The organism is Polaribacter sp. BM10, from assembly GCF_002005425.1.
In the GTDB taxonomy this organism is placed as follows: domain Bacteria; phylum Bacteroidota; class Bacteroidia; order Flavobacteriales; family Flavobacteriaceae; genus Polaribacter; species Polaribacter marinaquae.
Genome location: NZ_CP019704.1, coordinates 3127388 through 3140000 on the forward strand (window position 1 = coordinate 3127388; position 12613 = coordinate 3140000).

The window sequence follows — 12613 nt, forward strand, 5'->3', positions numbered from 1 at the left end:
AGAGTAGAAGATGTTAGATAAATTAAGAATTGTTAAGCAACGTTATGATGAGGTTTCTGATTTGATTATTCAGCCAGAAATTATCATGGATCAAAAGCGTTACGCGCAATTAATGAAAGAATATAAAGATTTAGGTGATGTAGTTAAAAAGGGTGATGAATATCAAACTTTAACAAACAACATCGAAGAAGCTAAAGAAATTTTAGCCGACGGTTCTGATGCAGAGATGAACGAAATGGCAAAGATGGAAATTGAAGAAGCTAATGTTAGAATTCCTCAATTAGAAGAGGAAATTAAAATATTACTAATACCAAAAGACCCTGAAGATTCTAAAAATGCGGTTGTAGAATTACGTGCTGGAACTGGTGGAGATGAAGCAAGTATTTTTGCTGGAGATTTATTTAGAATGTATTCTAAATATTGCGAAAGTAAAGGTTGGAAAGTTTCTACTGTAGATTATTCTGAGGGAACAAATGGTGGTTTTAAAGAAATTCAGTTTGAAGTTTCTGGTAATGATGTTTATGGTACTTTAAAATTTGAAGCTGGTGTACATCGTGTACAAAGAGTTCCGCAAACAGAAACTCAAGGTAGAGTGCACACATCTGCAGCAACATGTATGGTTTTTCCTGAAGCAGAAGAATTTGATGTAGAAATTAATCCGAAAGATGTAAGAATAGACTTTTTCTGTTCTTCTGGTCCTGGTGGGCAATCTGTTAACACTACTTATTCTGCAGTACGTTTAACACATATTCCTACAGGTTTAGTGGCGCAATGTCAAGATCAAAAATCGCAACATAAAAATAAAGAAAAAGCATTTAAAGTTTTACGTTCTAGATTGTATGATATGGAGCTAGAAAAGAAAAATGCAGAAGATGCTTTAAAACGTGGTTCTATGGTTTCTTCTGGAGATAGAAGTGCAAAAATTAGAACGTATAATTATGCACAAGGTAGAGTTACAGATCATAGAATTGGTTTGTCTTTATATGATTTACCAAATATTGTAAACGGTGATATTCAGAAAATAATTGACGAATTAATGCTTGCTGAAAATACAGAAAAGCTAAAGAGTTTAAATGACGGAATTTAATTTTATAGTTAATTCATAAAAAAAAGCCTTAGATTTAAATCTGAGGCTTTTTTATTTCAGGTATTTTTTAAATGATATGAATTAATTTAATTTTTAAGTTGAAGTTATCTTTACACAAAAACAAATATTATGATAGCTACAAAAATTATAGGATTAACTTCTGCGTTAACAAAGAGTAAGAAAGCAAAAATAGGTTTACTTTTATTAGAGATTGCAATTATTGCAGTAGCTTATAAAAGCAATAAACAAGAAAAAGCAAGTTTAGGTACTGATGAAAGTATGTAAAATAAAAAAGCGATTAAAGTTCATTACAAACTAATAACCGCCTTTTTCGTGTTAAACAAATATTCGTTAAAAAATCCAATAAATTATACAATTTGGGGGAATTTGATCTAATAACACTACAAAGATATAGTAGTTAAGAGTATCTCACAATCCCTGAAATCAGTGAAATTTTAGTATCCCCGAATTCAGGGATACATAACCCTGAATTCAGGTATAAGTAAATTAATTTCCAAATAAGTGTAATTCTGTAAACTCTTTATTTATGGTGATAGATTGATTTTTATCATTATTAATATTGTCTAGTTCAATTTCAACATTATCTATTTGAACAGATTGAATTGCAAATGGTAAATTATGAAAGTTGATTTTAAAACTATGATAGTTTGCATCAAAATCTCCAGATTTGTGTTGTTGTAAAATTAATTCTTCTTTTTTACCAGTAACTTTAAAAGTTCTTAAACTAAATCTTCCTTTCTTATAGTCGTAACCATCGTGAGCATCGTCAAATAATTGAGAGGTTTCTTTTCCTTTTTTGTAATAAACATCTAATGTTATTTCATCAAATTCTTTTTCACCTACATATTGTTGCACAGGATATTTAGGAATAACAGCACCTTCTTTAATAAAAATGGGCATGCTATCAATATCTGCATCTACCCACATTTCTTTACCACCTTCTACAACTTCGTTTGTCCAGAAGTTATACCATTTTCCTCTTGGTATATACATTCTTCTACCTTTTGCATTCGGTTCTATAATTGGACAAATTAAAATTTGTTCTCCGTAAACAAACTCATCACTTCTATAATGTGTCGAGGTATCTTCTTGATCGTATAAAACCAAAGATTTTAAAATAGGACTACCATCATTTATATATTTCCAAAAAGCGGTATATAAATAAGGCAGTAATTGATATCTAAGTTCCACGAATTTTCTAACAATATCTGTTATTTCAGTTCCAAAAACCCAAGGTTCTTGATCTCCGTGATCTCCAGAAGAATGTACTCTACAAAATGCATGAAATACACCTAACTGAATCCACCTAGCAAATAATTCTCCTTGAGGTTGTTCTGCAAAACCACCAATATCACTTCCGGCAAAAGAAAAACCAGACATTGCCATTCTTTGCGCTTGATTGTTTGCAATTGCTAAATGTTCCCAAGTTGCAACATTATCTCCCATCCAAGTAGATGTGTAACGTTGTGCACCAGAATATGCAGATCTTGTAATTACAAAAGGTCTTTTTGGATATGCATATTTTTTTAAACCATGGTAAGTTGCACGTGCCATTTGTGTACCATAAATATTGTGTGCTTTTCTATGAGAACAAGGGTTGCCATCATAATCATGACGTACATCATTTGGAAAAGATTTGTTAGGAACATCCATTACTGCAGGTTCGTTCATATCATTCCAAACTCCTTTTACACCAATATCTTCTATCAATTCTTTAAACAAACCAGACCACCATTCTCTAACTTCTGGCTTTGTATAATCAGGAAAATAACATTCACCAGGCCAAACTTTACCTTTCATATAAGGTCCGTCTGCTCTTTTACAAAAATAATCTTTGTCTAAAGCTTCTTTAAAAACGTCATATTCTAAATCTATTTTAATTCCTGGATCTATAATTACAACAGTTTTAAAACCATCGTCTTCTAATTCTTTCACCATTCTCTTAGGATCTGGAAAATGATTTTTATCCCAAGTAAAACATCTAAAACCATCCATATAATCGATGTCTAAATAAATCGCATCACAAGGAATTTGTAAATCTCTAAATGTTTTTGTGATTTGTTTTACATTACTTTCTGGGTAATAACTCCATTTACATTGATGAAAACCTAATGCCCATAATGGTGGTAATGCATGTGGTTTACCTGTTAAATCTGTATAATTTTTAACAACATCATCCATTTTTGGTCCGTAGATAAAATAATAATTCATTTCACCACCTTGCGCCCAAAAACTTGCTACATTTCTTCTTTCATGTGCAAAGTCAAAATGAGTTTTAAAAGTATTGTCAAAGAAAACTCCGTAAGATTTGTTGTCTTGTATTGCTGTATAAAACGGAATTGCTTTATAAATAGGATCTGTGTTTTTACCGAAAGCATAAGAATCTGTTGCCCAATTTTCGAAACGTTTTCCTTTTAAATTTACTTCTACAGGTTTGTCACCTAAACCATAAAAGCTTTCTCCTTTTTGGCAGATTTTACTCATTTTTACAATGTCGCCACCAAACTCGTAGCTTTCTTCCCAATGAAAACCAATTTCGTCTTCATTAATAAGTTTATTATCAAGAGCATCGAATAATTTTACTTGTAAACTTAGTTTTTCTACTTTACAGATAAGTTTAGATGTTGTAATGATATAATTTTTTTCATCTTCTGATACATCTAAAAAACTATATCCTCTGCTAGCGTGTATAGTAATACCATAAGAAAAATCATTTTCGAACTTACCAGTTGTACTGTATCGAAAACGAATTACACTGTCTCTAACAACAGTAACTTGTAAAACAACACCATTTTTTGTGTTAAAATAAAGTGTATCTACATCCTTTTGGTAACTTATTATTTCTGATGGAAATAAATTCCCTTTCTGTTCTAATTCTGTATTAACAATCATAATCTTGGTTGTTTAAATATTCATTCAAAAATCGTTAAAGTTTTAGATTTTTTAGTAATAAAAATGTTATTTCTACGATAACGTTTAAGTCTGTGTTAAAAACAAAAATATTACTTATTTATTTAAAAATTAGGCAAATATGATTTCTTTTGAATGTTAAGAAAAGAATTTTTAAAGTCTTAAAAATGACGTTTATTTTTGTGAAGTTTAAAATTTTAATCCTCTTTTTTTATGATACTATTAGTATTTTTATAAAGAGGATTTAGATTTTAAGTTTATTTAAATTTGAAAGCTAACATACTTAGCGGAGGTAAGTTTAATTCGATTGAATTTAATCTATTATTCCAACTTTTTTTGTTAGATTTTAGTTTAACGTTTTTGTAATTATTGGTTCCATTAAAAATTTGATTATCACTATTAAAAACTTCTTTTAATGTACCCGATTTAGGCAAGCCAATTCTGTAATTTTCTCTAGGAACAGGTGTTAGGTTTAAAACAATTATTACATCATTTTTTGGTTCGTTTCCTTTTCTGATAAAAGAAAGTACAGAATTCTCATGATCGCCATGATCTATCCATTCGAAACCTTCAAACGAAAATTGTTTTTGATGTAAAGCTGGTTCTGTTTTGTAAAATAAGTTTAGTTCTTTAACCAGATTTTGAACACCTTTATGAACATCATATTCTAATAAATGCCAATCTAAACTTCCGTTAAAATTCCATTCACTTGTTTGACCAAATTCTGCACCTTGAAATAAAAGTTTGGTTCCTGGATGTGTATACATAAAACTATATAATAGTCTTAAGTTGGCAAACTTTTGCCACTCATCACCAGGCATTTTCTCTACAATTGCTTTTTTTCCGTAAACAACTTCGTCATGTGAAAGGGGTAACATAAAGTTTTCTGTAAATGCATAATTTAAGCTAAAGGTTAAATCATTTTGATGATGTTTTCTATAAATTGGTTCTTTCGCAAAATAGTCTAAAGAATCATGCATCCAACCCATCATCCATTTCATTCCAAAACCTAAGCCATCAGAAAAAACAGGACTAGAAACTTTAGGAAATGATGTTGATTCTTCTGCAATTGTTTGCACATCTGGGTAGTTTTCGTAAACTGCAACATTCATTTCTTTAATAAATGCAATTGCTTCTAAGTTTTCTCTACCACCAAATTCATTAGGTTCCCATTCGCCATCTTTTCTAGAATAATCTAAAAATAACATGGATGCTACAGCGTCTACTCTTAAACCGTCTGCATGATATTGATCTAACCAAAACAATGCATTGCTTATTAAGAAAGACTTTACTTCATTTCTTCCGTAGTTAAAAATTAAACTTTTCCAGTCTTGATGATATCCTTTTCTAACATCTGGATGTTCGTATAAATTAGAGCCATCAAAAAATCCTAAACCATGTGCATCCGAAGGAAAATGAGACGGAACCCAATCTAAAATTACACCAATATTATTTTCGTGAAATTTATCTACTAAATATTTAAATTCATCAGGATAACCAAATCTAGATGTTGGCGCAAAATAACCTGTTAATTGATATCCCCAACTCGGATCATAAGGATATTCCATTATCGGCATAAATTCTACGTGTGTAAAATTCATTTCTACTACGTAATTTACCAATTCTTCGGCCAATTCATTATAACTTAAAAATCGATTTTCTTCAATTTTTTGTTTCCAAGAGTTTAAATGAACTTCGTAAACGGAATAAGGAGCGTTTAACGCGTTATTTTCTTTACGAGATTTCATCCATTTCTTATCTTTCCAAGAATAATTATCTTCCCAAACTATTGATGCCGTTTTTGGTGGATGCTCGCATCTTCGAGCATAAGGGTCTGCTTTTTCTGTTACAATATTGTTATTGTTACTTTGTATTTTATATTTGTAAACACTTCCTTTTTCTACAAAAGGGATAAAGCCTTCCCAAATACCACTAGAATCCCATCTTACATTTAATTGATGTTCTTTGTCGTTCCAATAATTAAAATCTCCTACAACAGAAACTTCTTTAGCACTTGGTGCCCAAACTGCAAAATAGGTGCCAGTTATACCATCTACTGTAGTAATGTGCGAGCCAAATTTTTCATATAATCTGTAATGCTTACCAGCTTTAAATAAATTAATATCAAAATCTGAAAATAGTGAATGTGCTATAACTTTAGACATGTAATGCTTTTAAAAATTGAAAATAATCAGATATTAAATTACTGTTCCTTTAGGTATAATTGCACCTTTTTTAACAACAACAATTCCTTCTTTAATTTGATAAGTTTCTGTTTCGATATCTTCTAAATGTGGTCCGCCATTAATTTTAGTGTCATCACCAATTCGACAGTTTTTATCTATAATACAATTGTTAATTGTACACCTGTCTCCAATACCAACTTGATTTTCGATATTATTTTTTTTGATCTCTTCTAAAGATTCGTAAAAGTCGTTACCCATCATGTAAGTGTTTGTAACGATTGTCTCTTTACCAATTCTAGAACGAATACCAATTACAGATTTTTCTATTTTTTCTGCATTTATTATACATCCATCAGCAATTATTGTTTTGTTAAGCTTTGTATTAGAAATTTTAGATGTTGGTAAAATTCTTGCTCTTGTATAAACTCTGTTTTCGTCGTATAAATTAAACTTAGGCAAATCGTCGGTTAGTCCTAAGTTTGCTTCGAAAAACGAATCAATGTTTCCTATATCTGTCCAATAACCTTCATAAGGATAACTCATTGTTTTGTGTTCTCCAATTGCTTGCGGAATTATTTCTTTACCGAAATCGATAGTATCTGGGTTGGCCATTAATTCTACCAATAATTCTCTATTAAAAATATAAATTCCCATGGATGCTAGGTAATTTCTACCTTCATCCTTCATTTCATCACTCACATCAGACGTCCAATCTGGTAAAAGCTCTGCGTTTGGTTTTTCTATAAAAGAAGTTATTGTGTTGTTTTCATCTGTTTTTAAAATACCAAAAGAAGTTGCGTCTTTAGCATTTACTGGATATGTTGCTATCGATATTTTTGCGCCACTTTCTTCGTGTTTAGCAATCATATCTCTAAAATCCATATTATATAATTGATCTCCTGATAAAATTAAAGCATATTTAAAATCGTGTTCTAAAAAATGATGCATGCTTTGTCTTACAGCATCGGCAGTTCCTTGAAACCATTTATCACTTTCCATGGTTTGTTCTGCTGCTAAAACATCTACAAAAGCAGAACTGAAAAAGCTAAAATGATATGTATTTTTTATGTGCTGATTTAAAGAAGCAGAGTTAAACTGAGTTAAAACATACATTCTTTTAATATCTGCATTTATACAATTTGAGATAGGAATATCTACCAAACGGTATTTTCCTGCAATTGGTACAGCAGGTTTAGATCTATCTTTAGTTAAAGGATACAATCTAGAACCTTGACCACCTCCTAAAATAATTCCAAGTACTTTGTCGTTTATCATTTGTTTAATTTTTTAAAGAATTATATAAATTGACATATTCTTTAGCCGAATTGCCCCAAGAATGGTCTATTTGCATTATATTTTGAATGTTATTATTAAATGTTTTTTTGTCTTTATAAAAGTCTGTAGCTCTTAAAATAGCATTGGTAACATTAGAAACTGTTACGCCTTTATGACAAATTCCGAAACCATTTTGATCTTTAATATCTACAACTGTATCTTTTAAACCACCAATGGCGTTTACCACAGGCACAGTGCCGTATTGTAAAGAGTACATTTGATTAAGACCACAAGGTTCTACGCGAGATGGCATTAATAAAAAATCTGCAGCAGCATAAATTATATGTGCTAATTTTTCATCATAACCAATAAATGTATTAAAGTTATTTTTAGGTATCTTATTAAGTTTTTCTTCGGTTCCTTTATGGCCAGAACCTAATAAAAATATAGAAATATTATTATTGGATAATGCCTTTGTGAAAATCTCTGGGAATAAATCTGCACCTTTTTCACCAACTAAACGTCCAATAAATGCAAATAAAGGTTTATCAATATCTAAATTATATTTATCACAAATCCATTTTTTATTAGCTAGTTTTCCTTTTTGGGCATTTTCAATAGTATAATTTTCTATTAAACGATTGTCTGTATTAGTGTTCCAAACATCGGTGTCGATTCCGTTTAATATACCGATACATTTTTTACTTTCATGACTTAACAATGCCTCTAAGCCATTGGCATTATTTTTTAATTCTTCCATATAAGAAGGTGATACCGTTGTAACTTTCCACGCACATTTAATTGCAGCCGCTAACGGATTTATACTTCCGTCCCAATCTAAAAGACCAACTTTTGTAAAATCGAACGGAGGAATTAAATTTACTTTATCATGAGAAAACCAACCTTGGTATTGTGCATTATGAATAGTTAAAATGGTTGGCGTATCTTTTAAAGCTATGTATTTATGACATTGCGAAACCATAAAAGGAATTAATCCTGTGTGGTGATCATGAACGTGCAGAATATCTGGTTTATTATCTATGGATAAAATCCAGTCTAAAGTTGCAATTTGAAACGCTAAAAAACGATTTGTATCATCATTAGAATAAACGTATTCTTTATAAGTTAAATCTGGTATGTCAATAAAAAAAACATCAAAACCTAAATCATTGTCTTTAAGTTTTAAAACCTTAAAGTTGTAATAATTGTGTTCTAATGCGATAAAATTTTCATGAATTTTATCAAAAGAATTTTCTTTAGTAAACTTATTATTGTAAAAAGGCATTACCACATTACTGGTAGTGCCTATTTCTTTTTGGTACTTTGGTAAAGCACCTACAACATCTGCGAGACCACCTACTTTTGCAATAGGAAAGCACTCTGCACTAATATGTAGTATATTCAAAACTTATTTAGTTGATTAGTTCTTAAAGTTACAAAATATAAGTAGAACTATAAATTTTGAATGCAAAAATTAATATTAATCTAATAATCAGTTATTTAATTTATATTTATCTCAATTTAACTAATTTTAATTACGAATTTCTTTGTTTATTAATTTCGTCTTGTAATTCTCTTCTAAGTTTTTGTTCTCTTTCAATAGATTTTTTTCTATGTTTTTCATATTCAGATTCTACCTCTATAAGATCACTTTTAGCTTTTTTAGTAAGTATGTTGTTTCTAGTGTATTTAAATATAAAATAGGCTAGACTTAGTAATAAGACAAGTATGATTGTCCATAATATTAGGTTGTACGTTGTTTTACTAACTTGGGCCCCTAATAAAGATATAGAACCTTCTTTTTTTATTGCAGTTGCTAACTTGTTTTTTGTATCGTTAAGCGTTTCTAAAGTTTTTTTTGTGTTTTCTCTTTCTGTATTTAAAAGTCCGTTCTTTTCGATTACTAATTCTTTAGAATTTTTAAGAGAATCTAAAACATTTTGTTTTAACTGTAAAAACTTGTCTTTACTTATAACCTTATATGTTTGGTAAGTTGTAGAAGTTCTATATATTTTATCGAACTGCCCGCTAAGTGATGTGTCTTCTGGTTTTGTAGTTTCTTGTGCAATTGAAATTACAGTAATAAATAAAGCTGTAAGTGTTATCAGTTTTAATTTCATTTTATAATATTTGGTATAATTTTTAAAATAATAAAAGTAATAAAAAAACCCAAACGTATACGTTTGGGTTTTTATTATAAGCAAGTAATTTATATTTATTTAATTTTCTCTACAACTGCCTTAAAAGCGTCTGGGTTGTTAACAGCTAAATCAGCTAAAACCTTACGGTTTAATTCGATATTATTAGCTTTTACTTTCCCCATAAACTGAGAGTAAGACATTCCGTGTAAACGAGCTGCAGCGTTAATACGTACAATCCATAAAGAACGGAAGTTTCTCTTATTGTTTTTACGGTCACGGTATGCATAAAGCATTCCTTTTTCAACCGCATTTTTTGCTACTGTGTAAACGTTTTTTCTACGTCCGAAGTAACCTTTTGCTGCCTTCAAGATTTTTTTTCTTCTTTTTCTTGAGGCTACTGAATTTACTGATCTTGGCATAATTTCAATGTGTTTTGTAGTAGGCGATTCTTTTCAGAATACTTTTCATATTTGGCCTAACTCCATGGTTAATAATTAAATTCCCTGGTTAAACTTATTTTAAGTTTAACTGTTGCTTAATGTTAGACTCATCTGCTTTATGTACTAAAGCTGCATGAGTTAACTTTAATTTACGTTTTTTAGACTTCTTTGTTAAGATGTGACTTTTAAACGCGTGCTTTCTTTTTAATTTTCCAGTACCAGTAACTTTAAATCGTTTTTTGGCGCTAGATTTTGTTTTCATTTTCGGCATTTCTCCTTCGTTTTTATCTTGCTTATAAGATTGTTATTTTACTTTTTTAGGAGCAATAAACATAATCATACGTTTACCTTCTAATTTAGGAAGCTGCTCCACTTTACCATACTCTTCTAATTCTTGTGCTAACTTTAAAAGTAAAATTTGTCCTTGTTCTTTAAATATAATAGAACGACCTTTAAAGAATACAAACGCTTTTAATTTAGCTCCTTCTTGTAAGAATTTAATGGCATGCTTTTTCTTAAATTCATAATCATGCTCATCTGTTTGAGGTCCAAAACGTATTTCTTTAATAGTTACTTTAGTAGCTTTAGATTTTAAAGCTTTTTCACGTTTCTTTTGCTCATACAAGAATTTCTTGTAATCAATAATTTTACAAACAGGTGGTTTCGCTTTTGGTGAAATCTCTACCAAATCCAATTCCTGTTCTCTGGCTAATTCTTTGGCTTTAGCTAAAGGATATACACCAACTTCTACATTATCGCCCACAAGACGAACTTCGTCAACATATTTTATTTTTTCATTAATCCTATGTTGATCTTCTTTGATTACTCTTAACGGTCTTCTCGACCTACTTCTACGTATTGCTATGACTTATAAATTTAAATTATACATTTAGTTGTGTTACCAACCTTTTATTTTTGTTGAAATTCAAAATTAATTAAAATTTCTTCAATGTTTTACTTTCTTCCGTTTTAATTAAAGAAATAAATTCTTCAATTGTAAAGGTTCCAATATCACCTTCTCCATGTCTTCTTACAGAAACTGTGCCATCTTGCTCTTCTTTCTCACCAACAATTACCATAAAAGGTATTTTGCTTACTTCTGCATCTCTAATCTTACGACCAGTTTTTTCACTTCTATTGTCTACTAGGGCGCGAATTTCGGAATTTTCTAACGATTCTAAAACTTTTTCTGAATATTTTTGATATTTATCACTGATTGGCAATAAGATAACTTGATCAGGAGTTAGCCAAAGCGGGAAATTTCCGCCTGTATGTTCTAACAAAACAGCAATAAATCTTTCCATAGAACCAAAAGGAGCTCTATGAATCATTACAGGTCTGTGTTGTTGATTGTCAGATCCTTTGTATGTCAAATCAAAACGCTTAGGTAAGTTATAGTCTACTTGTATTGTACCAAGTTGCCAGCTTCTACCTAAAGCATCTTTTACCATAAAGTCTAACTTTGGACCATAAAAAGCAGCTTCACCTTCCTCTACAACATAATCCAATCCTTTGTCTTTTGCTGCACTAATAATTGCTTTTTCTGCAATTTCCCAAGTGTCGGTATCTCCAATGTATTTCTCTGGATTGCTTTTATCTCTTATAGAAACTTGAGCTGTAAAGTCTTCAAAACCTAAAGATCCAAATACATAAAGTACCAAATCAATTACATCTTTAAATTCTTGATCTAATTGTTCTGGTGTACAAAATATATGTGCATCATCTTGAGTAAAACCTCTTACACGTGTTAAACCGTGTAATTCTCCACTTTGCTCATACCTATATACTGTACCAAATTCTGCAAAACGCTTTGGTAAATCTTTATAAGAATATGGTTTAAAGTTGTAAACTTCACAGTGGTGAGGACAATTCATTGGTTTTAGTAAGAATTCCTCATCCATTTTAGGAGTTTTTATTGCTTGAAAGCTATCTTCTCCATATTTCTCATAATGACCAGAAGTTACATAAAGTTCTTTTTGACCAATATGCGGGGTCATTACCATCTCATAACCAGCTTTTTTCTGAGCTGCTTTCAAAAAGTTTTCTAATCTAGAACGTAAAGCAGCACCTTTTGGCAACCATAAAGGTAAACCAGCGCCAACTTTTTGTGAAAAAGTAAAAAGTTCTAATTCTTTACCAAGTTTTCTATGATCACGTTTTTTAGCTTCTTCTAAAATTTGTAGATATTCAGTTAACATTTTTTGTTTCGGAAATGAGATTCCGTAAACTCTTGTCAATTGATTATTCTTTTCATCGCCACGCCAGTATGCACCAGCAACACTCATTATTTTTATCGCTTTTATAATTCCAGTATTAGGAATGTGTCCTCCTCTACATAAATCTGTAAAATTGCTATGATCACAAAAAGTTATATCACCGTCAGTTAAATTTTCTATTAATTCAACTTTATATTCATTGTTTTCTTTCTTATATAACTCTAACGCGTCTGCTTTAGAAACAGATCTTAAAGAAAATTCATGTTTACCACGAGCTATTTCTAAAAATTTAGTTTCTATTTCTTTAAAGTTTTTATCAGAAATTACTTCATCGCCT

General features: G+C 30.4%; 11 protein-coding genes (1 of these 11 only partly in view). 2 read left to right on the top strand and 9 right to left on the bottom strand.

Translation table 11 applies throughout. The features are described from left to right. Nucleotides 1-10 precede the first annotated feature (10 nt). Together prfA and BXQ17_RS14595 are read left to right on the top strand one after the other, a co-directional pair. Nucleotides 11-1087 carry a peptide chain release factor 1 gene (gene prfA, locus BXQ17_RS13805; RefSeq protein WP_077811202.1) on the top strand — a complete coding sequence of 359 codons (1077 nt, stop codon included), beginning with the start codon at nt 11-13 and terminating at the stop codon, nt 1085-1087. Nucleotides 1088-1216: 129 nt separating this feature from the next. Next, nucleotides 1217-1372, top strand: coding sequence for a hypothetical protein (locus BXQ17_RS14595; RefSeq protein ID WP_154066961.1), 156 nt, complete (start codon nt 1217-1219; stop codon nt 1370-1372). Between the two features lie 222 nt (nt 1373-1594). On the opposite strand, the gene BXQ17_RS13810 is transcribed toward BXQ17_RS14595, so the two are convergent. The 9 genes from BXQ17_RS13810 to thrS all read right to left on the bottom strand — a co-directional run. Continuing rightward, nucleotides 1595-4000 carry a glycoside hydrolase family 31 protein gene (locus BXQ17_RS13810; RefSeq protein ID WP_077811203.1) on the bottom strand — a complete coding sequence of 802 codons (2406 nt, stop codon included), beginning with the start codon at nt 3998-4000 and terminating at the stop codon, nt 1595-1597. 275 nt (nt 4001-4275) lie between these two features. After that, entirely contained in the window at nt 4276-6183 is a 1908-nt protein-coding gene (gene glgB / locus BXQ17_RS13815) for a 1,4-alpha-glucan branching protein GlgB (RefSeq protein WP_077811204.1), read from the bottom strand. Between the two features lie 33 nt (nt 6184-6216). Next, the gene (locus BXQ17_RS13820) at nt 6217-7479 is read right to left on the bottom strand and encodes a glucose-1-phosphate adenylyltransferase (protein WP_077811205.1); all 1263 of its coding nucleotides are present in this window, start codon (nt 7477-7479) and stop codon (nt 6217-6219) included. A 4-nt stretch (nt 7480-7483) separates the two neighbouring features. Further along, a complete protein-coding gene (locus BXQ17_RS13825) occupies nt 7484-8884 on the bottom strand; it encodes a glycogen synthase (protein WP_077811206.1) in 1401 nt (466 codons plus the stop codon). A 130-nt stretch (nt 8885-9014) separates the two neighbouring features. Then, nucleotides 9015-9599 carry a hypothetical protein gene (locus BXQ17_RS13830; RefSeq protein WP_077811207.1) on the bottom strand — a complete coding sequence of 195 codons (585 nt, stop codon included), beginning with the start codon at nt 9597-9599 and terminating at the stop codon, nt 9015-9017. A gap of 95 nt (nt 9600-9694) precedes the next feature. Further along, a complete protein-coding gene (gene rplT, locus BXQ17_RS13835) occupies nt 9695-10039 on the bottom strand; it encodes a 50S ribosomal protein L20 (protein ID WP_036823323.1) in 345 nt (114 codons plus the stop codon). A gap of 94 nt (nt 10040-10133) precedes the next feature. Next, nucleotides 10134-10331 carry a 50S ribosomal protein L35 gene (rpmI, locus tag BXQ17_RS13840; RefSeq protein ID WP_077811208.1) on the bottom strand — a complete coding sequence of 66 codons (198 nt, stop codon included), beginning with the start codon at nt 10329-10331 and terminating at the stop codon, nt 10134-10136. Nucleotides 10332-10364: 33 nt separating this feature from the next. Continuing rightward, nucleotides 10365-10883: a translation initiation factor IF-3 gene (gene infC / locus BXQ17_RS13845; RefSeq protein ID WP_077811209.1), complete on the bottom strand. Its 519-nt coding sequence runs from the start codon at nt 10881-10883 to the stop codon at nt 10365-10367. 112 nt (nt 10884-10995) lie between these two features. Further along, nucleotides 10996-12613 carry the 3' portion of a threonine--tRNA ligase gene (gene thrS, locus BXQ17_RS13850; protein WP_077811210.1) on the bottom strand. Its footprint extends 323 nt past the window's final position, so 1618 of the gene's 1941 nt are visible here — the last part of the coding sequence; the start codon falls outside the window, past its right edge — the gene reads right to left on this strand; its stop codon occupies nt 10996-10998.